Genomic DNA, 25,292 nt, shown 5'->3' with positions numbered 1-25,292 from the left:
ATATCGCCCACATCCGGTCTGCCCGTGCTTCAACGCGTCAGCAATGGACTGGTCGTTGCGGTGGCGGGACTTGAAACGGACTGAGCGACACAGCTTTGGTAAAGCGCCAGGTACTTGGCAGCGACCCTTTCGTTCGCGAAATGCTCGACCACCTTGGCGCGGGCCCTGTTTCGTAATGGTTCCCGATTGTTGGCATCGAGGACCCAGCCGATCCCTTCGGCCAGGCTTGAAACATCGAAGGCGCTCGCCAGGTAGCCATTGACCTTGTGATCGACAATGTCCAGCAGGCCCGTGGCGCCGAATGCGACGACCGGCGTTCCACACGCCATGGCTTCGGTGGCGGTTTGTCCGAATGCCTCTTGCAAGGAGGGCACCACCATGACATCGGCGGCGCTGTAGACGTCACGTAATTGCTCGTCGCCGGCTATGTGTCCGAAGTAATGGGTCCTGTACGGCGTGTCGAGCATGTGTTGGGAACCCGAGCCGCCAAAAACCGCCAGCTCGATATTCGAAGAGCCTTTCTCCTTCAACACGCTCAGCGCCGTAATCAACTCTCGAAATCCCTTACGGTCGTCGCCCACTGCCGCTACCGCGCCAAACGCGACGAGACGTGTAGACGGCGAAATGCCAAGCCGCTCCCGGGCGAGCGAAGGACTCTCGGGTCGAAACACGTTCACATCGATCGGATTGGGCAGTCGCCTGATGGTCAGCCCTTGCATGGCCGATGAACGCGCAGCGCAATCGACCATCCACTGACTGAGTCCGATAATCGTCAGGTTCGCGACCTGATGATAGGCGGCGGTCTTGCGCTGGGCCCCGACAGCGCTCAGATCTCCAGGGTTGCTGGACTTCAGTAACGGGCAACGGCCGCACCCTGAGCTGAAGCCGTCGCAGCCACCGTCGTAATGGCAGCCGCCGGTAAACGCCCACATGTCATGCAGCGTCCAGACAATCGGTTTGTTGATCCGTTTGAGATCATCGACCGACATGCCGCCGCCATTTATCCAATGGAGATGGACCAGGTCGGCATCGGAGGCATTGATCGACTCGACCAGGTTGTCATTGGGCCAGGCACCTGAGGAAAACATGATCCTTTTTCGGGCGGCGACCAACGCCGGGACACGGTCATAGGCAACCCGAGCCAGATATCGCATTTTCTGCCGGACCGTCATTCGGGCGGGATAGATGGTCACATACTCGACCTCGGCACCCGCCCCGGCCAGGGCATTTGCGAGCCGGGATGCCGCGCGCGGCGCCCCTCCTTTCGAGCGGTACGAGGTTACGAGCAATACTTTCACATGGAGTCCTCTTCAATGCGCCCTGGCGTCAACACAAGAGTCGACTCCGGGCCCCTGTCAGCCTTGCCTCGTTCGCGATACCGCAGAAGTAACCCAGCAGCATGCTTGAAAATAGAAACGACGACGCCGGGATTGAAAACAGGAACAGCAGTACCACGAAAAGATTGGCGAGCAGTTCCACTGTGCTTTTGTCGGTCGGTATCCGCTTGAACAGCACGTAGGATCGCCGCGCGCAGGTCAGGAAGATAAATATGAAACAGGCAGCGCCCAGCAAGCCGAACCGTGCCAGCAGCGCATAACTCAGCAAATGGATGTTGTGGGTATGTTGCCCCCCCAGTAATTGGCTATCGACCACCGATGAATCGGAACTCTGCGTCATGTCCAGGGTGTATCCGGCGCCCATTCCGAACAGTAGCGATACCGGCAGCATGGATTGCTGAATGTCCTGGCTGACGAGCGCCCCTTCGTATAAGCGCTGCTGAAGCGGTACTGGCATGTCGCCGCCCTCTTCCGCCGACAATAGCGTGAGCGTTTCATCGATGCGGCGTTCGAAGCTGCTGCCCTGGAGTATTCCGAGCCCATCGAGCGCCAGGGTCAGGACCACCAGAAAAACCGTCAGCACGCAGACAAGCCGAATCTTTTTCACCCATGCAGAGCTGAAGAAATAGATCATCAGCCCGCCCACGATAGCGAGCAGCAAGGCCCTGTTGAGGCCGGCAATCTGCGGAACCACGGCCAACAGCAGGAGGCATGCATGAACGTAGCGCTTATAGGCCAGCGCGATGACCAGTGCGCAGCCCCAGAGAATCAGCAGTTCTGGCGGCGTTCCGACTTGCAGGTCGAAGACCCAGCACACCGAGGTGAGGCCCACCAACGTCAATACCACCCGCAGCATGGTGGCGTAGGAAAACTGCAACCTGCCGATCCGATAGCACCAGGCGCCCAGCAGGAACGTCAGGAAAAACATCGCCAGGTAGGCGAGGTCCGTCACCAGGTAGAAATGGCTGTTCTGCCTGAGCAACCCCAGCACCAGATACACCAGTCCCAACCCTTGCAATGCCAGCACCGCGCGCCAGAGGTTCCCGCTCGCCAGCGTGGGCTTCAGCCGTGTCTGCAACAGAAACACGGCGACGAAAAGCATGGCGGCGGCGACAACCACCAGCCGTACGTAGGGCATCGCGGTGAAGCCGACAATGCCAAGCAGATGGGTGAGCGCCGCGGACGCGACGATGGCGCTTGCCAGGCAGAACGCCGGGAACACGATGATGCTGCTGGGTCTTAGATTATTCGACAGCATCCGAACGCCTCGCATGGGAGATCCGATGAGCCTCGCCATTCATGCCCGGCGCGCTGCTCGGCGAATGAACGGCGCGTGTCGACTGCGTGGCGGGCGCAGTTAAAAAACCGACCAGATCATGGGCGACCTTACCGGTCTCGAAGCGAGCCACGAAACGGGCCCTGGCCCGGACGCCGGCGCGTTGCAGCGCATCGGGTCGGGTGAGCCAGTCGAGAATGAGCTGCGCCGCGGTGCTCGCGTTGTCGAGCGGGATGAAACGACCCTCCGCCCCGTCATCGAACACCTCCGGCACCCCGCCGACCCGGCTTGCAAACACCGGCAGCCCAAGCGCCATCGCTTCGATCAGGACGATGCCGAAGCTTTCCATTCGTGAAACATGCAGGCAGGCGCGGTGGCTCGCCATCAGGCCAGCCACGTCATCCACGTGACCGGTGAACAGCACATGCGCCTCGATGCCGAGGGTTCGCGCGGCCTTCTCGAGCGCGGGCCGGTCCGGACCGCCACCCACGAACGTCAGGCGCAACGGATAACCCGCCTGGCAAACGGCCGCCGCGATTTCCAGCGCGTATCGCTGGTTCTTTCGTCGCTCCAGGGTCCCGACGCAGATCAGATCACCCATCAGGGCGGGTCGATCAGCCGTAGGCACGGGCGCGGAAATGAAGTTCGGGATGACTCTTGCGTCTACCGCCTGCGCTTCGCGAATGCGTTCATAGAGCTTTCGCCGCATAAAGGCCGATACGAACACCAACCGATCCAGGCGTGGAATCACTCGGGCTTCGTATGCTCGGATCTGGTCGAACAGCTTGCCGTCCGGCGCTATGACGCCCTTGCCTGCCCATTCATCCGCTTCCGACAGGTTGAAGTGGGCGATCATCACCACACGCTGGGCCGGTGATGCACGCGCGGTGAGTGCCGCCTCGGCCGACATGGGACATTGAGCATAGACGACACACGCCCGGCCATCGGCGAGCGTGGCTTTCAGGTTCAGATACAGGCACCGCTGATGCCAGTGGCGATACCACCACAGACCGAGGCTTGCATTGAGCGGTGCGATCAGTCGGCGCACCGCGAATACCGGGTAGACCAGCCATTTGTTCCGATCGTACGGCGTCACCACCATCGGTGGCGTCCGGCCACCGGATTCGAACCACTTCGACAAGGTCCGGTAGTGGGTATGTACGCCGGTTTCACCTGTTTGGCGCAAGACCGTCGCGATGATGATTGGAATGGGCATGCCGGCTCCCCGCATCAGGAGGGAATGATCTTGCGATAACCCTTGATGCTGAACGCGCGTGCCGCTGCCAGCATTCGCATGGCCAGCCGCGCCGGCAGCGCCAGGTTCGGGCTCGTCAGCAGTACGGCCGGCGCGTAGCCGAGGCGTTCCAGCAGGGATGCATCGCGCAGCGAATCGATCAGGACCCTATGGACAAAGGCGGTCGCTACCTTGTCATTGTTCTTCAACACCACCCGAAGATGGTTCATGGCAAAGCCGCGCCGGTGCCTCGGCTCGCTGATGTAGCTATTGAGAAAATACTGGCTGGCCGGAATATTCAGCACGTTGCTCATGCGCCCGCCGTTCACCGACGAATCAATGACCGCGCCGTAGCCATCGTCGAATCCCAGGGTCTCGCCATTGCGGGCGGCGCGAAGCGCGAAACCCCAGTCCTGGTGCTTGGCCTGCAACCCATCGAATGTCGTGCCCCTGTAGCGGGATCGGCAGAGGCTGATCGTCGAGCTTCGAACATCGCCGTCCAGGCAGAACAGGTACTGGTGCATGTCGCCCTGATAGAGCGGCAACCGGACGTCGAAGGTCCGGTACGCATTGCGCGCCCGATAGCGGCCGAACAGGATGCCGCAACCGCTGCGTACATGCAGCGCGACGCGTCGCGCTATGTGTTCAGGCAGAAATGCGTCGTCACTGTCGAGCAGAAAGATGTAGTCGCCGGTAGATGCGGCGATGCCCAGATTCCGGGATTCCGCGGCATTGCTCTTTGCGGCCTTCTCTATGATTCGCAGGTGCGGTACCCGCGCGGTAACGGCCCGCAGGATGTGCACGTCGGGCGACAGATCGTCGACCAGAATGATCTCATGGCTCAGCCCGTCGACGGCCCGCCTCACTGAGGCGACCGCATCCATGATGAAGGCGGCGCTGTTGTAGGTCGGGATGATGATCGAAACTTCAGGCATCAGAACTCTCCTGACTCGATTGGTCGAGGGGTCGCCGATCGCTCCCTCCACAAGTCACGCAGCACCCTGCTGGTTCCCGGGATGCCCAGGGTGAATAGCGCGCGGCTCTGCATCTTCAGGCAGTCCATGGTTTTCGGACTCAGTACGTTACCGATCCAGGACGCGAAGATCTGGCTGATCAGCGTTGCGACGGCCGCGCCCCATAAGCCGAATCGCGGAATGAGCACCAGGTTCAGCACGATATTGAGCAGCAGCCCGAGCGCCAGTCGCAGAGGACGCAGGTGGCCAAGGCCAACGGCCACCAGATAGTTGGTACAGGCAAATCCGACCACCGAAAACACGCCGGCAAGCATCGCGATGCCCAATATATCCAGCGCCTGGCTGTACGCTGGGCCGAACAGGTATGGAATGGCCGCATAGGCGGCGAGCCAGATGGCCAAGCCCGCGGCAATCGATGAAAACGTGACGATATCGAAGTAGGTACGGATATTCCTCGCATCCGGTTTGCTGCAAATGAAAGGAAAGAATGCCGTTGCGATCAGGATCGGTATGACGGCATAAGCCTCCACTACCCGGATGGCGACGCTGTAGACGCCGGCCTGATCGACGCCGATAAGAAAAGCGATCATGACCTGATCGATTCGGGTGTAGATCACGATCATCAGTGAACACAGCAGCATCGGGGCCGCGGGCCGCCAAAGCTCCCCTACCAGGCCGTAATTGAACGACGCGATGCTCACCCGCACCGGCTTGTTCATCTGGTAATAGGCGTACAGCAACAAATTGATCGCGATGTCGAATACCGCACTCAGGGCAAACAGGATCAACCCGGCGTCGATCCATAACAGCACGATCTTGACGATCGATGAGAGGCACAGGCTGGAAAGCCCGACGTAGGCAACATGCGATGACTGGGATTTGGCCTGATAGAGCGCCTGATAGCTGTTGAAGTTGTAGAAAAGCACCGAGCAGATCGTGATCGCGTACCCCAGCTTGTGCGCGACGGAGAGCGCATCGGTCAGGTACAGCCCGACGACACAGGGAATCACGAGCACGGCGCTGGCGGTAAACCGGCAGATGACCGCCGTACTGAGCAGTTCGCTATCCGAATACCTCTGTTGGGTGAATTCCTTGATGAGAATCTGATCGAGCCCGAGGCTGCCCGCTGCCCAGACGATGCTCGCCACACTGAGCCCCAGGCTCAGAATCCCGAAATCCTCGGGGCCGAGATGTTTGGCCACCAGCCCGATCAGGACGAACGCAACGGCCAGCTTGATGAGCTTCTCCAGCAACAGCCAAACGGAGTTCTGAATATATTGTTTCATGTGTCATCCCTTTCGTTGGACGGCGACGCGAGCCCGACCGGCAATCAACTGGCCGTTGTTCCTCCGTACTGGTAGTAGTCGTAGTAACTGCTGTATCGATAGCCTTGTCGTTGCGCCTTGCGTATATCCACCTGATTGAGAATGACCCAGTCCGCTGGGGTGGCGTTCTGCTGCAGTTGTGTGATGCCCCGCTCCACTTCGATGATCGGCGTGCCCTCGCTGCGCACGACGAACAGCAGCGTGTCCGCCTCGGCCGCCAGGACCATGACATCGCTGACGCCCTGGGTCGGCGGTGAATCCACCACGATCCGGTCGTAGCGAGTCTTCAGCGAGTCCAGTGCCAGGGTGAACTGACTGGACGCCAGCAGGCTCAGGGGGTCGCGCACGGGACTGCCGGCGCACAGCATGTCGACGCCGTCGACCGTTGCGATGCACGCTTCCAGGGCCGCACGCCCCTCGACCACGTCGGTCACACCCAAACGATCCTTGGACAGCGCGAAACGTTTCGCCAGTGTCGGCCTGCGCAGATCCGCATCGATCAGCAGCACCCTGCCCATGTCGGCAAGCGCGTAGGCGAGGTTGGCCGACAGCACGCTCTTTCCGTCACCGGGCAGCGCCGAGGTCACCACGATCACCTGGCTGTGGTGGTCGCTGTTGGCCATCTCAAGCTTGGTTCGGATGGTGCGGACGGACTCGGTGAAAAGACGATCCTGGTCGTGCAGATACAACTGAGCCAGCGTCTGACGTTGTGCCTTCGGCATCAAGGGCACGATGCCCAGTACGGGAATGTTCAGTTTCTTCTCGATGGCCTCGGTGGTGCTGAAGGTATCGTTCAATACGTCCTTGACCACTCCCGCTGCGGCTGCGAAGCACAAAGCTGCCAGGGCCGTGACAACGATGATCAGCGGCCTGTTCGGCTTGACCGGCTCCTCGGGCAGCATCGCTCGATCGACGACCTGGACGTTGACGCTGTTCTGGTCTGCGGTCGCGGCCGTTTCTTTCAAACGGACCAGGAAGGTGTCGTACAGCGCCCGGTTCGCTTCAACCTCCAGCGCAAGTTCCCGCACCCTGAATTCCTTGCTGGAAAGGGTCTGGATCTGATGCTTGTTGGCATCGAACAGGCTTTGCTGGGATTGCTCGTTGGCGACCGTCAGTTGGTAGTTCCGCTCGATGCCCGACACCACCTGGCTGAGCTGCGTCTTCAGGCTCGTCGTAGCCGCTTCCAATTCAGCTTTCGCCGCGATCAGTTCCGGATGTCCCGGGCCGTATCGCTGGGAGACTTCATCTACTCTTGCGGCGGCTTGCGCCCGCGTCGCCTTGAACTGCTGAATGACCGGGTCGGCCAACACGGCAGGGACGCTGGCCAGGCCGTCGATGCCAGCATGTTTCATCATCTCGACCTGACGGTATTGGCTTTGCGCTTCGGCCCGCTGTCGCCGCGCATTGATCAGACGGTCGCTGGTCAGCGTCAGCTCGGTCGCCGCCACCGTCGCGATGCCCTGCACGTCCACCAGTCCCTCGGACTCCCGGTAGGCCTGCAGACGATTCTCAGACTCCTGTAGCTTCTGACGAAGCTCATCGAGGCGACTGTTCATCCAGTCCGCGGCCGTCGCGGACGTCGCCATGTTGGCCTCGAACTTGCCCCGGATGTAGCCATCGACCAGCGCATTGGCGGCCTGCATGGCGGTGTACGGGTCAGCCAACAACACATCCAGGGCGACCACCTGGCTTTTGCCACGAGGATTCACCCTGGTCGCTGCCATCAATCGTTCGGTCGCGCTTTTTATCGCCTTCATGCCCTCGTCGTAGGGTTCGATCGGCAGCTGGCGTTGCATCCCCAGCCAGGAGAGCTGGCCGATCCGGTGCATCAGCGCGCTCAGCCACTGCGGCGCCAACGGCTCCGCGGGCGCGAACTCAGGGTGGTTCGCCAGGTCGAGCTGGCGAACCACCCGTTCGGCCAGTACGCGTGACCGGAGCAGCTCGATCTCGGTTTGCAGATAATCGCTGTACGCGGCATCACTCTGGTTCACCTCCTCGATGGCAAGTAGCTTTGCCACATCGCCCTGGACCAGCACGGTTGCGCCGGCCCGGTAGAGCGGTGTCATCCATGCGGTTGCCAGCATGGCAAGCAACGCTGCGACCAGTGCGAAGGCGAATATCGGCCACTTGCGCAACCAGACACTCATCCAGAGCTTGCGCAAGTCGAGCTCGGCCTCGGGCGGTTCCTGCGGCAGCACGGTCAAGTGACGCTCGAGAGACGGCGGTTGGCTGGTCATAGCGGCCTCGCTGGATAAGGAAACTCACCACTTGCGCTCATGCACATCAGAAAAATCCTTCTTCGATGGTCACCGTATCGCCCGGCAGGACAGGCGTATCCATCGAGGCTTCGACAGGCCCCTGGGCAGGGTCCAGATCCCGGATGATGGTGATGCGCTTTGCCGAGGCCCGTTCGGTCAACCCGCCGGCGAGCGCGGCGGCGCGACGCAGGGTCAAGCCTGGCTGATAGGGGTATCCGCCAGGCAGCTTGACCTCGCCAATGATGTAGAAATGGCGATACTCCAGCACATTGACCGAAACCCGAGGGCTGACCAGATACTTACCCTTCAATGCGGTCAGTAATAGTTCTTCGATTTGCGCGACGGTCTTTCCCTTCGCCTTTACTTCGCCGATGAACGGGTAAGAAAACGAGCCCGCGTCGGTCAGACGGAGTTCTTCGAACGTCAGATCCGGCTCGCCGAGTACTCGGATGCTAATGACATCGCCCGCCGACATACGGTATTGGGATATATCCTGAGCCGCTACCGATGTGCCCAAAAGCGATATAGGTAATATGAACAAAGCCCACATCAGACGGATCGACATGGCCGCCCTCCTCCTTGTAATTACGCGCTAACGGCTACTGTTGGCTCTGGTAACGCTCGGCCTGCCGTTTTGTTCAACCACGCTCCCGCCCTGAATCGCCACCCAGCTACTCGAAACAGAACTACTGCAAACTACCGACATCGTAAAAATTACTGCTGCGTGTCGCTTTATCAGGGATACAGCACAGGCTCGATCAACGTACTGTCGACGCTCAGCCGACATTCCTGGTTAAGAAGTTTCACCAACAGGACCGCGCGCTCCGCTCCGTCCGCCGTCAGGAATATCGCATCGATACCGGCGCTTACGCCCAACCTCACCTGGACCTTGTCACCCGGCTCGAGCGGTTTATGATCACCGCAGCGGTACTTGATCTGCTCGATAAGCGCATCGTCTATGGAGTAGGGCCTGTTATTGAACCCTACGACGCGAAGCACGCCGCGTGTACAGCGCAGGCTGTGCCAGTTTGAGTCTGGGGTGAGACGGACGAACAGGTAGCCGGGAAACAGCGCCTGGTCCTTGTGTATCGAAGGGTCCGCAGCGCTCGATTTCCTTGCGATGCAGATATGCGGGAGATAACAAACGTATCCCTGCTCGGTCAGATTTGCCAACGCTCTACGTTCTTGCCTGGATTTGCAATGAACCAGGAACCAGGCACTACCAGGCAGTTGTGCGATGTCATTCATAAACAAACTTCCACTGTTAGACAGAGCGATCAGTCGCCGAGTCAGGTTCGCACTTTCAGCTTTAGCATCGTCGTTCGCCTTGGACGGAACTATGGAAAGCCTTCCTTGCGAGTGCAAGTCCAAAAAAACTATCGGACGAACTATGTGCAGCCAGAACGCGATTTAAATCGCGCTGCGATTTGCCGTTTCGTTATATGCATTGAGATAAAGATTAATTACCGAGCAGGTACGACCTTCTTTGCACACCGAAACGACCGGCAACTGCCAGGTCTACCGGTAACCCCATGTAAAATGTGGGAATTCGAATGAATGGAATCGAGACGAAAGAGCCGTTTCGTTTTTCTTCGGGCGATAGGCGTCCTTAACAAGCGAGACGCCAGACAATTAACCCCGCCAATCGTTCCTGACGCGAATTGGATTAGCTCTGGTTTGTAACACCTGCCGCGAAGCCGCCTGACGAACGGTGCCGCAAGGGCCTCGACAGGCGGAGCGAACCGTCAGCTCGTCGCCAGATGCCGCGCCGCAGACCGGTCGGCGCGCCGCTACGGTCTCAGCCGCGTACCGGAACGCCAGCTCGATCACCTCGTTGGAACGCGCTTCGGAACTCGCTGGGTTTCAACCCGGCCTGTTTGCGAAAAAAACGACTGAAATATGCGGTATCGGCAAAACCCAGGTCGTGCGCGATCTGCTGGATGTGCAGGCTGGTGTAGGCGAGTTGGCGCTGTGCCTCGCGAACGATGCGCTCGCTGATGATCGCGCTGGGGGCGACGCCGGCCTCTTCGCGACAGACACGGCCGAGGGTCGCCGTGGTCGTCCCCAGGGCTTCGCTATAGCGCCCCAGCGTCCAGTGGTTGCGAAATTGCTGGTCCACTAGCTCGCGAAACCGCCTCAATACGGCCGCGCGCCGATTCTTGCCCGGTCGAGGCCGGGACGTCGTAATGATGGATGCATCCAGCCGCGCCACATGAATCAGCAGAGCCAGCAACAATGCGTGGCCTGCCGCAACGTTGCCCCGTGCCTGGCCCCGTGCCTCGGCCTGGATCAGCTCAAGCAGGGGCCAGATCGGTTCGCTGCCATCGGCCAGCCAGGGCAACGGCACGACACTTGGACGCTGGAGAAAGCCCAGCAGCCCTGGCGCGACGATTCGCGCCATCGACTCCAGCGGGCGCTGCGCTGCGGTGATGATTGGACCGTCCGTGTCACGGTGATAGCTGAACGCATGCACGGTGCGGCTCGGCAGCACCAGGATGCTCGGACCGGCGAACGACAGACGTTGATTCTCCAGCGAAACCTCGCCGCCACCGCTGCGGATATAGAACAACTGCAGCAGCGCATCATGCTGGTGCGGTTTGATTTCCCACTGGTATCGCTCACTGCGATCGTTGATCCATTCGCAGTGCAGCAGGTCGCGCCAGCCGGGCTGCGCGGTCTCGCCATAGAGGCCGTAGTTGGGAATTCGCTTCATCGCTTCTCGACGGGCCGGACAGCCTGAAACAACCGGGCCGCCACGCAGCCACGGAATTGGAAAGTTCGAATTGTCCTATTGGTTGTTCGATTTGTCACATCGTGTTGGCGTTAAATGTAACAAGTTGTGATCTCCATGACGTCCGCTATTCCCATCGCCGTCATCGCTCCAAGAAAAATGAATACTTATGCCTATGCCCAACTGGCGTGAATGGCTGTTCTCAGCCAAAGCGCTGATTGCCGCCCTGCTCGCTCTATACATTGCCCTCGCCATGGCGCTGGACAACCCTTACTGGGCGATGGCCTCGGTCTATATCGTCTCGCACCCGCTTTCCGGAGCGACGCGGTCGAAGGCGGTCTACCGGGCGCTCGGCACACTGCTCGGCGCCGCCGCTTCGGTGGCGATATTGCCGCTGTTCGCTCAACAGCCGGTGATGCTGAGTCTGGTCATTTCCGTGTGGGTGGCCGCGCTGCTGTACCTGTCGCTGCTGGACCGTTCGCCACGCAGTTACATCTTTCTGCTGGCGGCCTATACGGTGCCGCTGATCAGCTTTGCCGAAGTCAACCATCCGCAAGGCATCTTCGATGTGGCCCTGGCCCGCTCCGAGGAGATCGTGCTGGGCATCGTCTGCGCCAGCCTGGTCAATGCGGTGCTGTTGCCCAGCCGTATTGCGCCGGTGCTGGGCGGGCGAATGGCAACGCTGCTCGGCGATGCTCGCCTGGCGGTGTGTCAGGCACTCAACGCAGCGGCGCCTGCGGTTATCGATCAACGCCGGCTGCACCAGTTGATGATCGACGTGATGGGCCTCGATGGCATGATCGTGCACCTCGAGTACGACAGCAGCAGCCATCTTCCGGCCCGGCACGCGCGTGAGTTTCGCGCGCGCATCGCGCTGCTCGCACCGCAAGTGATTTCCATGGGCGATGCGCTGCGCCAGCTTCGCCAGGAACTGCCCGGACCACTGCCGGCGCTGGATGAGTATCTACGGCAGGTCGATCGCTGGATTCAGGATGAGGATGCGCAAACGGACGCCGGGCAGCTCGAGCGCCGCAGCTGGCCGCTACAAACCGAACTGAGCGACCGCCACCCGACGCAACGGCTGGCCATCGCCAGCGCGCTTTCGCAAGTGCGGGGTCTGATCGATCTCTGGCAGGATGCCCTGAAGCTGCACCAATGCTTCGCCGAAGGACATCCCGAGCAGCCCCCCGTGCTGCGCTATCGGGTACGCCAGCTGATGGGCGCGCCGCGCCATTATGACTACCCCTTGCTGGCGTTCACTGCACTGTCGGTCGGGGTCCTGGTGTTGTTGGTCAGTTTGCTGTGGTACCTGTCTGGCTGGAAGCATGGCGCCACCGGTGTGTTCATCGCCACCGTGGCCAGCTGTTTTTTCGCCAGCCAGGACAATCCCGCCCCGTTCATCAAATCGTTTCTGGTGGCCACCCTGATGTCCATCGTGGCGGCTGCCGTCTACCTGTTCGCGCTGATGCCCAACGTGCAGGACTTCGGCAGCCTGGCCATCCTCCTTGCCGCGCCGTTGCTTGTCCTGGGTGCTTTTTCCGGTCGCCCGCAGTATGCCGGCACGACGATTCTGCTGGCGGTGCAGACGCTCTCCACACTGACTATCGAAGACCGATACGCTGCTGATTTTGCCGTGTTCGCCGACGTGGCCTTGTCCTCTGCGCTCGGTGTGGTCATTGCGCTGATCTGGGCCCGCGTGACCCGGCCGTTCGGTACGCAATGGGCGGCGCGCCGGCTGGCCCGTAGCGGTTGGCTCAGCCTGTCGCGGTGGGTGCTGGCCAAGCCCGGATTGAATCACGACAAAGCCGCCTCGCTGGTCATCGACCGTACCGCGCAGCTGTTGCCGCGCCTCGGTCAGCTCGATGACAAGGGACTGGCGCTGTACGACGCGACCCGTGAGCTGCGGATATGCCTGCGCCTGTTGGAGCTCAAGCGAATGCAGCTTCCTGCGTCCACCGAGCAGTGGCTGCAGCCGGTGCTTCTCGAGGCGCGTGACTATTTCCTGCGTTGCGCGAAGGTTCGCCATCCCGAACCCGCGCCAGAGCGCCTGCGCCATGTGCTGGATGTCAGCCTGCGGCGCCTGGCGCTTGAGCCGGGCCACGTCGCAGACAAGGCTTGCCAGGCGCTGCACGGCCTGCGCCTGGCGCTGTTCGACAACACCTTCGACATGCCTCGCCCCGCCATCGGGTGCGAGCCGACGGGAGCCTGCGCATGACCGGTCACCTGGACATCTATGGCGTCTATGTCCCGCTGCTGCTGGTGGTGATGCTCATCGCCTACCTGCTTAAAAGCCTGCTCACCGCCGTGCTGGGTCGGTTGGGTGTGTATCGCTGGGTCTGGCACCCGCCGCTGTTCAACCTCGCCCTTTACATCATGGTGTTGGGCGCCCTGACTGCCCTGGCTTCGGGAGTGCAATTGTGAAGAAATGGATACCCGCCACCGGCTCGGTGGTATTGACCCTTGTGGCCGCCGCCATTGCCTGCGTCGTTAGCCTGCGTCTCTGGGACTACTACATGGAATCGCCCTGGACCCGCGACGGCCACGTGCACGCCGACGTCATCCAGGTGGCGCCCGATGTGTCCGGCCTGGTCACCGAACTGCGCGTGCGAGACAACCAGAAGGTAACTCGTGGCCAAGTGTTGTTCGTGATCGATCAGGCGCGCTTCGAACTGGCCGTCGATGAAGCCGAGGCCACCGTTCTGGAGCGCCGCGCGCAGCTCGACCAGGCGCGCCGGGAAGCCAGGCGCAACCGCGTGTTGAAGGACCTGATCGCCGCCGAAACCGTGGAAATCGGCGATACCCGGGTCAAGCGTGCCGAAGCCGCGCTGAAAACCGCGGAAGCCGCGCTCGGCGTCGCCCGCCTCGACCTGCAGCGCACCACCGTGCTGAGTCCGGTCGATGGCTATCTCAGCGACCAGACCATGCGTGTCGGCGACTATGTCAGGACCGGAACCGCCGTGCTGTCGATCGTCGATACCCGCTCGTTGCGCGTCGAAGGCTACTTCGAGGAGACCAAACTGAACGCCATCGATCTCGGGCAACCGGTGGATATTCAACTCATGGGCGAGTCGCAGCACCTGCGCGGCCATGTCCAGAGCATCGCCGCCGGCATCGAAGACCGCGACCGTGCGCGCGGCAACTCCCTGCTGCCGGACATCAACCCAAGCTTCAATTGGGTGCGACTGGCCCAACGTATTCCGGTACGGGTGGTGCTGGAGCAGGATCAACAGACCGACATACGGCTGATTGTCGGCCGTACCGCGACACTTTCGGTACTGCCCTGGCCACCGTCCGACCGGACCGAGCGTGCCACGCCATGAGCTACCGATACCTGGCCCCCTTACTGGTCCTGGCAGGCACGCTTGGCGGCTGCACCACCGTCGGACCCGATTATCGCTTGCCCGGCGATGCGGCCATCCAGCGCGCCGAGGCTCAGGCGCCGTTCGATCTGGTCGGCAATGCGCACGTCGCGCAGCGCGAGCGTCCGGTCGACGGCTGGACACTGTACGAAGATCCCCTGCTCGACCAACTGGTAAGCGAGGCGCTGGCACGCAATACGGATGTACGCCTCGCCTACCACAATCTCCGTCGCGCCTATCAAGGGTTCCAGATGGCCCACCATGCGCAGGAACTCGAGGTGGGCGGTTCCGGGTCCCTCGCCCGCGGCCAGCTGTCGAGTGAGTCGCTGGCGCTGCAGGAAAAGATTCCCGTGATGAACCTCGCCGATGTCGGGCTATCGATCGGCTATCAGCTCGATCTGTTCGGCAGGCTGAAACGTGCTGCCGAGTCGGCCGGCGCCAACGCCGACGCCCATGCCGCGGCGCTCGAAAGCGCACGCATCACGGTCGTGGCAGCGGTTGTGCGCAACTATGTCCAGGCGTGCCATGCGAGCGCGCAACTGGCGATTGCCGAGCACTCGCTGGATATCCAGCGACGCCAACTGGACGTAGCGATGCGGCTGTTCGACGGCGGGCGCGGTAATGAAGTGGACGTGTCCCGCGCGCGGGCTCAGGTCCAGGCGCTGCGCGCTGAATTGCCGCCGTTCGAATCGAAGAAGTCCGCAGCGCTGTACCAGCTCGCCGCCCTGCTTGGACGTGCGCCGAACGATCTTCCTGAACCGGTCGCGGCCTGCGAGCAAGCCCCGCGTCTGCGACAGCCGATCCCGGTCGGCGATGGCGCCGCGCTGCTCAAGCGCCGTCCCGATGTCCGTGCGGCTGAACGCCTGCTCGCAGCGGCCACTGCCGACATCGGCGTCGCCACCGCGATGATGTATCCGGAAATCGACCTGGGCGCGTCGGCGGGCTACACCGGCATGCTCGAACACATCGCCGATCCGATCACGCGCCGCTGGGCGTTCGGGCCTTCGATCTCCTGGCATATCCCGACGCGGGTCGACCGCGCCCGCGTCCGCGCCATGGAGGCCGGTGCCGACGCGGCCCTTGCCCGCTTCGATGGGGTGGTACTCGACGCGCTGCGCGAAACCCAGACGCTGTTGGCCCGATACGCCCACGACCTGCAACGCCATCAGGCCCTGCGCGATGCCCGCGATGCCGCCAGCCGCGCCGCGGCCCAGACCCGTCGGTTGTATCAGGAGGGCCGGCTGGCCTACCTCGACAGCCTGGACACCGAGCGTACCCTGGCGACCGCCGAGGCCGTGCTGGCCGCCTCGCAAGCGCAGCTGTCAGAGGATCAGGTCGACCTGTTCCTGGCGCTGGGCGGTGGTTGGGCGCGGGCCAATGATCGAGCGTCAAGCGCCAACAGGCGGATGCCCCTCGACGCGCCGGAAGACTGGTCCTGAACGCAACAGCCGCGTTCGTTCGCAGGCAGGAATCAACGGGCCGAACCTGGGGCTGCACACGACGGCCGAATGAACGCCCTGGGTTCACGGCGCAATCGGTCGTGCCACCTCAGGGGCGAGCGCACAGCGACATTCCGGATCTCATCCATCACGACGCAACGGCGCACAGGTAGAAGCCCATGGATATCGTTCATGCAATGCGCACTTTCGTACGGGTCGTCGACGCTGGCAGCTTCACTGCCGCGGCGCAGCAATCCGACACCTCCACCGCACAGGTTTCCCGGCGGGTTTCGGAGCTGGAGAACCATCTGCAAGCGCGCCTGCTGCATCGCACCACGCGACGCCTGGCCCTCACCGATGCGGGGCAGCGCTATCTCGACCACAGCCGCGAAATCCTCGAACAGCTCGAGCAGGCGCGAATCGAAGCCGGTGGCGCGCATCGGGTGCCCAGGGGAGCGTTGCGGGTCCACTCCACGATTGGCCTGGGCATTCAGCTACTGGCAACCCTCGCGGGGCGGTACAACGAAATTCACCGGGAGGTGAATCTGGATCTGGTTCTGTCTCAGCGTCAACCCGGCCTGCTGGAAGACCACCTGGACGTGATCATCACGTTGTCGCGCGACTTGCCGGATTCCGAGTTGATCGCGCAGCGACTGGGTACGGTGTTTCATGTCGTCTGTGCCTCGCCGATCTACCTTCGCCAGCACGGTGTTCCGAAGGTGCCGTCCGATCTCTCACAGCATCGCTGCCTGCGCCTCGCCGATCCGCTGTTCGCCGATAGCTGGAGTTTCGTTGGCAACGGTTGTGAGCAGACGATCCAGCCGGGCGAAACATTCAAAGTCAATGTAGCCGAGGCCATGAGCAGCGCCGCCGAGGCCGGGATGGGGATCTGCCTGTTGCCCGATTACGTCGCGGTGCCGGCGCTGCAGCGCGGCTCCCTGGTGCGGCTGTTGCCGCAGTACCGTCTGCAGGAAAAGTCTATCTACGCACTCTACCCCTCGCGCCGGTTTCTGGATGCGAAGGTCCGGACCTGGGTCGAGTTCCTCAGACAGGAACTGCCGCAAGCCTTCTTCGGTTATCACCAGGTGCTCCAGAACCCTGAATACTGGGCCTGAGCATTGTTACCCGATGGGTAACGGTCCCTCTCGGGAAACGCCATTTTTCCCGCCCCGCGCAGGCCGTACGCTTGGCCCTGTGGCAGTGCGGTGATCGACCCGGTCCGCCGCCTGGCATCGTTCGATGGTCGCTCCTTGTCGCCCGATGCCCTGCCGCCTTGGCTGCCTTCCCTCGTTGGGCAGCCCTTTTATTCCTTGCTGCGCGCCTGCGCAGCTTCCACGCAAAGAGGTGCTTATGAAAAATCTGTTGTGGATCGCTGGCTTGTCTCTGGCCGCTCAATGGGCCCAGGCCGCGCCGGAGCCGACGCCCTATCATTACGGCGATGATCTCGACATCGCCAAGGTGATCTCGATAGAGGTGCCCAAGGGCGGCTGCGCGGTGGTCGAGGCCAGGATGACCTACCTCGATTCGAACGGCGAAACCCACGTGATGAGCTATCGGCGCCAAGGTGCCGACTGCGACGATTACTGATACTGCCCGCTGCGCGGGATACAGGTCATTTCATCCCCAGCCGCTCGCGCATGTCGGCAGTGATCGTCTGCCCCGTCTCGTCGATGCCGGCCCAGGGATCGTCGTCGCCCTGCTCTTCCAACCGTGACATGAGATTGCGAATGGTCCAGAGATTGGCCCCCTTGAGGTCGGCCAGTTCATCCCGGTGAATCGGTACGGAGACACCCAGCCCCTCGCGCGCTCGTACCGAGTACGCGGCCACGGTACTGGCGCCCTGGCTGTTGCGCAGATAGTCGATGAAGATCCGTCCGACCCGATTCTTCGGGCCGCTGACCGCCGAGAAATGCTGCGGCAGCAACTTGGCCATGTATTGCGCGATGGCCTGACTGAAGGCCTTCACCTCGCTCCAGCCATGCACTGGCTCGAGCGGCACCAGAATGTGCAGTCCCTTGCCGCCGCTGGTCTTGAGGAAAGATTGCAGGCCGATTTCGTCCAACAGGGTCTGGGTCAGTTGGGTCGCCTCGATCATGCGTTTCCACGGCAGCGCCGGGTCGGGATCGAGGTCGAGTACGAAGCGGTCCGGGTGATCGAGTACCGGCGCCACCGCGTTCCAGGTATGCAATTCGATGGTGCCCATCTGTGCGGCGCTCACCAACGCTTCCACCGTATCGATGGTCATCAGGGCGGCGTGTTTGGGAAACAGCGCGGTGTCCAGTTGGGTGATGTGTGGAATGCTCAGTTTTTCGGTATGTTTCTGGAAGAACAGTTCGCCGTCGATGCCTTCGGGAGCACGTACCAGCGCCAGCGGGCGGCGGCGCAGATGCGGCAACGCCCAAGGCGCGACCTCTGCGTAGAACCGTGCCAGCTCCATCTTGGTCGCGCCGATGGATTTATCGATGATGCGCTCCGGGTTGGAAATCTTGATCTTGCCGGCAGCATTCGGCGGGGTGCCCCTGGGTTGTCGCGTAACCGAAGCCTTTTCGGCCTTGGCCGGGCGCTCCTGGGTGATGGCCTCAGCGGGTTTGTCGGCGCGCAGCCCGTGAAACACCGAGTGGCGGATCACACCCTGGCGGGTCATTTCGGCGTAGGCGACTTCGCACATCAACTCAGGCTTGAGCCAGTGAGCGCCTCGCACATCCGCCGCGGGCGCCGGTTTGGCCAGCGGACTTTTTCCGGTCTTCAGCGGTTTGAGCTTGGCGTGCAGGCTCTGTAGCGTGGCCTGGTTGAATCCGGTGCCAACCTTTCCCGCATAAATCAGCTCGCCTGCCTCGTTGTGCAAGCCCAGCAGTAGCGCGCCGAAGCCGCTACGCGTCCCCTTGGGCTCGGTGAAGCCGACGATGATGAATTCCTGACGGTTCTTGCACTTGATCTTGACCCAGCTATTGCTGCGTCTGGAGACGTAGGGACTGCCGGCGCGCTTTCCGATCAGCCCTTCGAGCTTCATCTGGCAGGCGCTTTCGAGCATGCTTTCAGGCTGTTCGGTAAAGTCGGCGGAAAACCTCAGCAGATCGCTGTCGTTATGCTCCAGAAGTTCGCTCAGCGCCGCCCGCCGCTGCTCCAGCGCTACCTCGCGCAGATCCATGCCGTTCAGGTAAGGCAGGTCGAACAGGTAATAGACGATGGCGCCGCTGCGGCCGACTTCAAAGGCGTTCTGCAACGCCTGGAAATCGGGCGTGCCTTCCTCGTTGGGCACCACCACTTCACCGTCAAGCCAGGCGGATTCCAGCCCCAGTGCAGCAAGCGCTTCGGCCTGCCGAGGCATCTTTGCCGTCCAGTCGTGGCCGTTGCGGGTGAACAGTTGCACCTTTCCGGATTCGATTCGCGCCATGATCCGGTAGCCATCGAACTTGACCTCATAACGCCAGTCACCGTCAGGCACTGAGTCGACCAGAGTGGCCAGCTGGGGTTTGATGCTGTCGGGCAAGGGCGCCGGCTTGGCTCCTGAAAGCATGATCGGTGGGGGTTCTTTCTGGCGGCTGCGCATGGGCGTCTTGACCGCCCTTGGCTTGGCTTCGGCCTTCGCCTTGCCAGGCTTGCGCGGAACCAGCGTGCGGTCGCTCAGCACGCTGTCGGGTTGCTCGCTGACGATGTCATATTCCTGTTCAGGTCGGGCCGCGTCGTCGTTCGACTTGATCAGAAACCATTGCTCCTTCCCGCCATCCATACGCGTGCGCACGAGGTTCCAGCTACCGCTGAGCTTTTCGCCTTGCAGGCTGAATTTGAGCTTTCCCTTGCGGTATCCCTCTTGCGGATCGCCCTGCGGTATCCAGATGCCGCGATCCCAGACGATGACATCACCGGCGCCGTAATGCCCCGCCGGAATCGTGCCCTCGAAGGTCGCGTATTCCAGCGGATGATCTTCAACGTGCACGGCCAGACGGCGCGAGCGGGGATCGAGCGACGGCCCTTTGGGCACTGCCCAGCTTTTGAGCGTGCCGTCCAGCTCGAGGCGGAAGTCGTAATGCAGCCGTGTCGCGTCGTGCTTCTGGATGCAGAATTGCAGGGCATGGCCCGACGAGCGCTTCGGCGCGGCGCGCTTGCCCTTGGGGCTGTCGGCACCCGACGGCTCGGAGGTGGCGTTGAAATCCCGTTTTCGGTTGTATTCGTCTAATGCATCTGCCATGACCGGTTCCCTGCCTGTATTGACCACAGAGCCGCGATCAAAGGCTGGAGTTCCCAACGCCGGACGATGTGGCGTGAACGGCGGCGCCCCGGTTGCAGGGTGCAACGCGCCCTCGGTGTCTGGCGCGAGTGGTATCAGGCTTTACATCGACTTGTAACCTGTTCGACTTACGTTCTGTTTATAAAGTGTTCAAACGACGTTGGGTCGTTCATCAAGACATTCAGCGCCGAACGGCAGGCTACGCTTGCTCGATGCGGCAATCTGTCGAATATCGATACCGACTTCCCGGTGTTACTGTGCGCCGCGAAAATTCCTATATCGGCGCGGGATGCGCCAGACGCTTCAACTTGCCTGCCCGGGACTGCTTTGCTCGGCGGGCCCATCACGACCGTGCGTGCACTGAGCTTGCGTTTCTCCCTCCGCTATCAGTGGTTCCTCAATTCAGGAAATGAAGCATGTCTGTCGTAAAAAAAATGAGCGTAGGGCAACTGACCCTGTTGACCGCCGTCAACATGTTGGGGTCCGGCATCGTGTTGCTGCCCTCCAAACTCGCCGAGGTGGGCGGGATCTCGATTCTCTCCTGGCTGATTACCGCCACCGGCTCCCTGGCGCTGGCTTACGCATTCGCACGGTGCGGGATGCTCAGCCGGAAGACGGGCGGCATGGGTGGCTATGCCGAATATACATTCGGCAAATCAGGTAACTACATCACCAACTACACCTACGGCCTGTCGTTGTTGATCGCCAACGTTGCGATCAGCATCACCGCGGTGGGCTACATCCAGACGTTATTCGGTATAACGCTCGACTCGCTACAAGTCGGTCTGGCGACCATTGCGTTGTTATGGATCACCACCGCCGCCAACTTCGGCGGTGCGCACATCACCGGCAAGATCGGCTCGGTGACCGTGTGGGGCGTGATCGCCCCGGTCGTGCTGGTCTCGACCATCGGTTGGTTCTGGTTCGACAGCAGCGTCTATGCGGCTGGCTGGAACCCGCACGACAAAAGCTGGTACGAAGCAGCAGGCGCTTCGGTGGCCATCACCCTCTGGGCGTTCCTGGGGCTGGAGTCGGCGTGCGCCAACGGCGATGCCGTCGAGAATCCGGAACGAAACGTACCGATTGCGGTGCTCGGTGGAACCCTGGGAGCCGCGGTGATCTACATCGCGTCCACCAATGTCATCGCCGGCATCGTCGGGAACGCTGAACTCGTGGCGTCCACCGCGCCGTTCGGTCTGGTGTTCGCCAAGATGTTCGACCCAATGGTTGGCAGCGTCGTCATGGGGTTGATGGTCCTCGCGTGCATCGGATCGCTGCTGGGCTGGCAGTTCACCGTCGCACAGGTGTTCAAGAGTTCGGCGGATACCGGCTACTTCCTGCCTATTTTCGCCAAGGCCAACAAGCATGGGGTTCCGATCATCAGCATGCTGATATTGCTGGCGATCCAGACGGCCATGGCATTGCTGACCATCAGCCCGGACCTCTCCAAACAGTTCGACACCCTGGTCAATCTTGCGGTGGTCACCAACCTGGTGCCCTACATCCTTTGCATGGCCACGCTGATGACGCTGCAGAACGTCTCCAACGTGCCACCTAAAAAGGCGCTGGTCACCAATATCGTCGCCTGCATCGCCGCGGCTTACAGCTACCTGGCGCTATACAGCTCCGGCGCTCAGGCGCTGATGCTGGGCGGCGTCGCAACCATCGTCGGCTACACCTTGTTCGGCTTCGTCAACAACCGGCTGATCCGCCTGGAAGCGGTCAACAACAGCGTCCCGACGCAGACCGTTGCAGCGCAGCACATCGTGGGTGAGCCCATCCCGGTGCATCGCCTGGACTTGACCCGACTGGAGAAGCGCCCATGACGCACAGACAATCGCTTGGCATGCTGGCATTGCTGGTCAGCGACACCCCCGACGAACACAGCGTGTTCGGCAGGGCCCTGGGCCAATTGATCCACGACGTGGAAGCACGCTCGATCAGCGTTTTGACATCCGAAAGCCTGAGCGATGCCAGATCCATTCTCAGTTGCGACCCGGCGATCCAGTGCGTGTTGCTCAGCTGGGAACTGGACACCAGCGAAAATCACCAGCAATGCATTGAGCTGCTCACTGCCCTGCGTGAACGCAACACGCGAGTGCCGGTGTTCCTGATCAGCAATCGCAGCACGGCCTCGAATGTGCCGCTGCTGGTGATGCAGCACGCCGACGACTTCATCTGGCTGCCCGAAGACACCAGCCAGTTCCTGAGCGGCCGTATCCTGGCGGCCATCGAGCGCTATCGACAGGCGGTATTGCCGCCGATGTTCGGTGCGTTACTGAAGTTCTCCCGCAGCTATGAGTATTCCTGGCACACGCCGGGCCACGCCGGCGGCACGGCTTTTCTGAAAAGCACCGCAGGCCGGGCATTCTACGAGTTCTTTGGCGAGAACATGCTGCGTTCCGACCTGTCGATCTCGGTTGACGAGCTGGGCTCGCTGCTCGACCACAGCGGCCCCATCGGCCAGGGCGAGCGCTATGCGGCGAAAGTGTTCGGGGCGCATCGCACCTATTACGTCACCAACGGCTCCTCCACGTCCAACCGCGTGATCCTCATGGCCAGCGTCACGCGCGACCAGATCGCGCTCTGCGACCGCAACTGCCACAAGTCCGCCGAGCATGCGATGACCCTGTCCGGTGCGATTCCGACGTATCTGGTCCCGACTCGCAACCGTTTCGGCATCATCGGCCCGATCCTCCCGCAGACGCTGAGTGCCGATCATGTGAAAGCTGCGATTGCTCGTAACCCGCTGGTGACGTCCCGTATCGATCCGACACCGGTCCACGCGATCATCACCAACTCCACCTACGATGGTCTGACGTACAACGTGAGCCGCGTCGAAGAGTTGCTTGGGCAAAGTGTCGATCGGCTGCACTTCGACGAAGCCTGGTACGGCTATGCGCGTTTCAATCCGTTGTACAGGGAGCGATTTGCCATGCATGGCAGCCCGGACGATCACGACGCGTCGAAGCCGACGGTCTTCGCGACCCAGTCGACCCATAAGCTGCTCGCCGCCCTTTCGCAGGCCTCGATGATCCACGTGCGCAACGGCCGCAACCCGATATCCCACGGGCGCTTCAACGAGTCGTTCATGATGCATGCCTCGACCTCACCCAACTACGCGATCATGGCGTCCTGCGACGTCAGCTCCGCGATGATGGAAGCCCCCAACGGCGAAATTCTGACCAATGAGTCTATTGAGGAAGCCATCGCGTTCCGCCAGGTCATTTCACGCATGCAATGCGAAATGTCGAGCCGGGACGATTGGTTTTTCACCTGCTGGCAACCGCGCTCGGTCCGGGTAGGCGCAGCGTCGATTCCGTTCCATGAAGTCGATCCGGCCAGGCTCAGGCGCGAACCAGACTGCTGGGTGCTGCACCCAGGCGAGGTCTGGCACGGCTTTGGCGATATCGAAGACGGCTACTGCATGCTCGACCCGATCAAGGTGTCGGTGCTCAGCCCGGGCATGGGCGATGACGGCAACCTGCTCGCGTCCGGCATCCCGGCCTGCGTACTGAGCCGGTATCTGACGCGGCAAGGCATCGTGGTTGAGAAAACCACTGATTTCACCGTCCTGTTCCTGTTTTCCATCGGTATTACCAAGGGCAAATGGGGCACGCTGGTCAACGCAATGCTGGACTTCAAGCGCGACTACGACGCCAACCTCGAGCTGGAACAGTGCCTGCCCGATCTGCTGGTGGCCAACCAGGAACGCTACGCCGGCATGGGCCTCAAGGACCTGTCCGATGAAATCTTCGCCGCCATGAAGGCGCACAAGACCACGGCGGCAATGGCCCATGCATTCGGTACGCTGCCCGATGCCGAGTTCAGCCCGGTGCAGGCCTACGAGAAACTGGTCAGGAACGAGGTCGAGCTGGTCACCCTGGATGAGGCGGCTGACCGCGTCGTCGCAACCGGGATCGTGCCTTACCCACCGGGAATACCGCTGCTGATGCCAGGAGAAAACGCCGGCCCGGCGCAGGGGCCGCTGCTGGGCTATCTGAAGGCACTGGAAGCATTCGACCGATCCTTTCCCGGCTTCACCCACGACACTCACGGGATTGAAAGCGAGGCTGGCGTCTACCGGCTGTTAGTGCTCAGGTAATCGCACAGCACTGTCTTGCAGCGCGTGCGATTGCCGCATGCCCGGTGGGTTGCATCGGGCATGCACGTCGCCACGTCGCAATGCTGCAAGTCCGACGTCGCGGTCAACCGTGTCGCCTCTTGCGCGAGTCGCATTCATTCGATCGAGCCAGGGTCCGAGGCCGAGTCGGTGGGTCCGCCATGACTGGAGTGGCGACCCGGGCTGACGGAGGGATCTTCAACGTCGGGGTCCGACTCCCCTTCGGTTCGCGGTGGCGTGCTGACCACGTCGCCGTCTTCGGTAACCGTTCGGCCCTGGCTGTCCTTGTAGGTATCGAGCGTCTCCTGCGGCGTCGGATTACCCATCGGACTGGGGCGCGCGCCCCGCTCGGCTTCCGGCGTTCCTGCCGGCCATTGCGCGAACGCCGACGATGACGCGACAAGGCTTGCGAGTACCCACTTCGATATCAATTTCATGCTGGTTCCTCTATCTCGGGTCTGTATTGGCCGCGAGCGAAACGGCGCGGTCAGTGGCTGTAGGTCTGTGCGCCCAGAGCGGCGGCACAACCCGCCGGGCAAGCCCAACGGCAGTTGTTACATGACGGACGGTCTTCTGCCGAGCGGTGGCAAAAGGGTATTTACAACGGACCAGGTCCTGCTAGCGTTGAGAGGGGCCGCCCTATAACGGCGGCCATTCCCGATGGCGACCAGCCTCGCAAACTCAGGCATACGATGGGAGGAAGGATCATGGCGTCGCGCCTACCCCTGTTGACGATCGAAAACATCCTTCGCAACTACCTTCATCCCTTTCGCTGTGATTGCCATGCGCAGGAAGACAGCCGCGTCACCGTCCGTCTCTACGAAGAGCATGTGGACGGCGAAGAGCTGACCGTCTTCGGCATTACGGACGACCAATGCCGCGACGCGGCCAATCTGGTGCGGCTCGCTCAGGAACTGCGCTTCGAGCTTTACGCGACCCGAGGCGGCCTGGTCACCGCCTCGATTACGTCCAAGACCGCCGAGCGCTAGCCAAGCCGCTCGCCAGCCT

General features: G+C 61.7%; 20 protein-coding genes. 9 read left to right on the top strand and 11 right to left on the bottom strand.

Annotated features, from left to right (window positions below):
- Positions 1-29 precede the first annotated feature (29 nt).
- From GQA94_RS13620 to GQA94_RS13580, 9 genes are all read right to left on the bottom strand, one after another.
- Complete coding sequence (locus GQA94_RS13620; RefSeq protein WP_158188532.1) at positions 30-1,298, bottom strand: glycosyltransferase family 4 protein; 1,269 nt, start codon at positions 1,296-1,298, stop codon at positions 30-32.
- 28 nt (positions 1,299-1,326) lie between these two features.
- Positions 1,327-2,595 carry a hypothetical protein gene (locus tag GQA94_RS13615; RefSeq protein WP_158188531.1) on the bottom strand — a complete coding sequence of 423 codons (1,269 nt, stop codon included), beginning with the start codon at positions 2,593-2,595 and terminating at the stop codon, positions 1,327-1,329.
- Positions 2,582-3,829, bottom strand: coding sequence for a glycosyltransferase family 4 protein (locus GQA94_RS13610; protein WP_158188530.1), 1,248 nt, complete (start codon positions 3,827-3,829; stop codon positions 2,582-2,584). Before GQA94_RS13610 ends, GQA94_RS13615 begins: the two co-directional genes overlap by 14 nt.
- 14 nt (positions 3,830-3,843) lie before the next feature.
- Positions 3,844-4,782 (bottom strand): glycosyltransferase family 2 protein, encoded by a 939-nt coding sequence (locus tag GQA94_RS13605; protein ID WP_158188529.1) that lies wholly within the window; start codon positions 4,780-4,782, stop codon positions 3,844-3,846.
- A complete protein-coding gene (locus GQA94_RS13600) occupies positions 4,782-6,107 on the bottom strand; it encodes a flippase (RefSeq protein ID WP_158188528.1) in 1,326 nt (441 codons plus the stop codon). Before GQA94_RS13600 ends, GQA94_RS13605 begins: the two co-directional genes overlap by 1 nt.
- A 44-nt stretch (positions 6,108-6,151) precedes the next feature.
- The gene (locus GQA94_RS13595; RefSeq protein WP_158188527.1) at positions 6,152-8,383 is read right to left on the bottom strand and encodes a GumC family protein; all 2,232 of its coding nucleotides are present in this window, start codon (positions 8,381-8,383) and stop codon (positions 6,152-6,154) included.
- Positions 8,384-8,429: 46 nt separating this feature from the next.
- Complete coding sequence (locus GQA94_RS13590; protein ID WP_158188526.1) at positions 8,430-8,969, bottom strand: polysaccharide biosynthesis/export family protein; 540 nt, start codon at positions 8,967-8,969, stop codon at positions 8,430-8,432.
- A 170-nt stretch (positions 8,970-9,139) separates the two neighbouring features.
- Positions 9,140-9,652 carry a transcription termination/antitermination NusG family protein gene (locus GQA94_RS13585; RefSeq protein ID WP_158188525.1) on the bottom strand — a complete coding sequence of 171 codons (513 nt, stop codon included), beginning with the start codon at positions 9,650-9,652 and terminating at the stop codon, positions 9,140-9,142.
- 550 nt (positions 9,653-10,202) lie between these two features.
- Positions 10,203-11,117 carry a helix-turn-helix domain-containing protein gene (locus GQA94_RS13580; protein WP_158188524.1) on the bottom strand — a complete coding sequence of 305 codons (915 nt, stop codon included), beginning with the start codon at positions 11,115-11,117 and terminating at the stop codon, positions 10,203-10,205.
- A gap of 187 nt (positions 11,118-11,304) precedes the next feature.
- Here GQA94_RS13580 and GQA94_RS13575 point away from each other — a divergent pair, with 187 nt between their 5' ends.
- From GQA94_RS13575 to GQA94_RS13550, 6 genes are all read left to right on the top strand, one after another.
- Complete coding sequence (locus tag GQA94_RS13575; protein ID WP_158188523.1) at positions 11,305-13,350, top strand: FUSC family protein; 2,046 nt, start codon at positions 11,305-11,307, stop codon at positions 13,348-13,350.
- Positions 13,347-13,556, top strand: a complete 210-nt coding sequence (locus GQA94_RS13570; RefSeq protein WP_158188522.1) for a DUF1656 domain-containing protein — start codon at positions 13,347-13,349, stop codon at positions 13,554-13,556. The genes GQA94_RS13575 and GQA94_RS13570 overlap by 4 nt, the downstream gene beginning before the upstream one ends.
- Positions 13,553-14,455, top strand: coding sequence for an efflux RND transporter periplasmic adaptor subunit (locus tag GQA94_RS13565; RefSeq protein WP_158188521.1), 903 nt, complete (start codon positions 13,553-13,555; stop codon positions 14,453-14,455). The genes GQA94_RS13570 and GQA94_RS13565 overlap by 4 nt, the downstream gene beginning before the upstream one ends.
- Positions 14,452-15,933 carry an efflux transporter outer membrane subunit gene (locus GQA94_RS13560; RefSeq protein WP_158188520.1) on the top strand — a complete coding sequence of 494 codons (1,482 nt, stop codon included), beginning with the start codon at positions 14,452-14,454 and terminating at the stop codon, positions 15,931-15,933. The genes GQA94_RS13565 and GQA94_RS13560 overlap by 4 nt, the downstream gene beginning before the upstream one ends.
- A gap of 179 nt (positions 15,934-16,112) precedes the next feature.
- Positions 16,113-17,048 carry a LysR family transcriptional regulator gene (locus tag GQA94_RS13555; RefSeq protein ID WP_158188519.1) on the top strand — a complete coding sequence of 312 codons (936 nt, stop codon included), beginning with the start codon at positions 16,113-16,115 and terminating at the stop codon, positions 17,046-17,048.
- Positions 17,049-17,283: 235 nt separating this feature from the next.
- Positions 17,284-17,520: a DUF2790 domain-containing protein gene (locus GQA94_RS13550; RefSeq protein WP_158188518.1), complete on the top strand. Its 237-nt coding sequence runs from the start codon at positions 17,284-17,286 to the stop codon at positions 17,518-17,520.
- Between the two features lie 25 nt (positions 17,521-17,545).
- On the opposite strand, the gene ligD is transcribed toward GQA94_RS13550, so the two are convergent.
- Complete coding sequence (gene ligD / locus GQA94_RS13545) at positions 17,546-20,122, bottom strand: DNA ligase D (RefSeq protein WP_158188517.1); 2,577 nt, start codon at positions 20,120-20,122, stop codon at positions 17,546-17,548.
- A 455-nt stretch (positions 20,123-20,577) separates the two neighbouring features.
- Between ligD and potE the strand changes: the two genes are divergently transcribed.
- Complete coding sequence (potE, locus tag GQA94_RS13540; RefSeq protein WP_158188516.1) at positions 20,578-21,987, top strand: putrescine-ornithine antiporter; 1,410 nt, start codon at positions 20,578-20,580, stop codon at positions 21,985-21,987.
- Positions 21,984-24,266 (top strand): Orn/Lys/Arg decarboxylase N-terminal domain-containing protein, encoded by a 2,283-nt coding sequence (locus GQA94_RS13535; protein WP_158188515.1) that lies wholly within the window; start codon positions 21,984-21,986, stop codon positions 24,264-24,266. The genes potE and GQA94_RS13535 overlap by 4 nt, the downstream gene beginning before the upstream one ends.
- A gap of 134 nt (positions 24,267-24,400) precedes the next feature.
- Here the strand turns inward: GQA94_RS13535 and GQA94_RS13530 are convergent, their stop codons facing one another.
- Positions 24,401-24,721, bottom strand: a complete 321-nt coding sequence (locus tag GQA94_RS13530; RefSeq protein ID WP_158188514.1) for a hypothetical protein — start codon at positions 24,719-24,721, stop codon at positions 24,401-24,403.
- A gap of 270 nt (positions 24,722-24,991) precedes the next feature.
- On the opposite strand from GQA94_RS13530, the gene GQA94_RS13525 reads away from it, so the two are divergent.
- A complete protein-coding gene (locus tag GQA94_RS13525; protein WP_158188513.1) occupies positions 24,992-25,273 on the top strand; it encodes a DUF1652 domain-containing protein in 282 nt (93 codons plus the stop codon).
- Positions 25,274-25,292 lie beyond the last annotated feature (19 nt).

The sequence above is a fragment of the Stutzerimonas stutzeri genome (assembly GCF_009789555.1).
Lineage (GTDB): Bacteria > Pseudomonadota > Gammaproteobacteria > Pseudomonadales > Pseudomonadaceae > Stutzerimonas > Stutzerimonas stutzeri_R.
This window is presented reverse-complemented; position numbering and strand designations above follow the sequence as displayed.

Excerpts from the sequence above, each read along its gene's own strand:
- GQA94_RS13615 (WP_158188531.1), bottom strand. The coding sequence starts at position 2,595 with ATGCTGTCGAATAATCTAAGACCCAGCAGCATCATCGTGTTCCCGGCG.
- GQA94_RS13610 (WP_158188530.1), bottom strand. The coding sequence starts at position 3,829 with ATGCCCATTCCAATCATCATCGCGACGGTCTTGCGCCAAACAGGTGAA.
- GQA94_RS13605 (WP_158188529.1), bottom strand. The coding sequence starts at position 4,782 with ATGCCTGAAGTTTCGATCATCATCCCGACCTACAACAGCGCCGCCTTC.
- GQA94_RS13600 (WP_158188528.1), bottom strand. The coding sequence starts at position 6,107 with ATGAAACAATATATTCAGAACTCCGTTTGGCTGTTGCTGGAGAAGCTC.
- GQA94_RS13595 (WP_158188527.1), bottom strand. The coding sequence starts at position 8,383 with ATGACCAGCCAACCGCCGTCTCTCGAGCGTCACTTGACCGTGCTGCCG.
- GQA94_RS13590 (WP_158188526.1), bottom strand. The coding sequence starts at position 8,969 with ATGTCGATCCGTCTGATGTGGGCTTTGTTCATATTACCTATATCGCTT.
- GQA94_RS13585 (WP_158188525.1), bottom strand. The coding sequence starts at position 9,652 with ATGAATGACATCGCACAACTGCCTGGTAGTGCCTGGTTCCTGGTTCAT.
- GQA94_RS13580 (WP_158188524.1), bottom strand. The coding sequence starts at position 11,117 with ATGAAGCGAATTCCCAACTACGGCCTCTATGGCGAGACCGCGCAGCCC.
- GQA94_RS13575 (WP_158188523.1), top strand. The coding sequence starts at position 11,305 with ATGCCTATGCCCAACTGGCGTGAATGGCTGTTCTCAGCCAAAGCGCTG.
- GQA94_RS13570 (WP_158188522.1), top strand. The coding sequence starts at position 13,347 with ATGACCGGTCACCTGGACATCTATGGCGTCTATGTCCCGCTGCTGCTG.
- GQA94_RS13560 (WP_158188520.1), top strand. The coding sequence starts at position 14,452 with ATGAGCTACCGATACCTGGCCCCCTTACTGGTCCTGGCAGGCACGCTT.
- GQA94_RS13555 (WP_158188519.1), top strand. The coding sequence starts at position 16,113 with ATGGATATCGTTCATGCAATGCGCACTTTCGTACGGGTCGTCGACGCT.
- GQA94_RS13550 (WP_158188518.1), top strand. The coding sequence starts at position 17,284 with ATGAAAAATCTGTTGTGGATCGCTGGCTTGTCTCTGGCCGCTCAATGG.
- ligD (WP_158188517.1), bottom strand. The coding sequence starts at position 20,122 with ATGGCAGATGCATTAGACGAATACAACCGAAAACGGGATTTCAACGCC.
- potE (WP_158188516.1), top strand. The coding sequence starts at position 20,578 with ATGTCTGTCGTAAAAAAAATGAGCGTAGGGCAACTGACCCTGTTGACC.
- GQA94_RS13535 (WP_158188515.1), top strand. The coding sequence starts at position 21,984 with ATGACGCACAGACAATCGCTTGGCATGCTGGCATTGCTGGTCAGCGAC.
- GQA94_RS13530 (WP_158188514.1), bottom strand. The coding sequence starts at position 24,721 with ATGAAATTGATATCGAAGTGGGTACTCGCAAGCCTTGTCGCGTCATCG.
- GQA94_RS13525 (WP_158188513.1), top strand. The coding sequence starts at position 24,992 with ATGGCGTCGCGCCTACCCCTGTTGACGATCGAAAACATCCTTCGCAAC.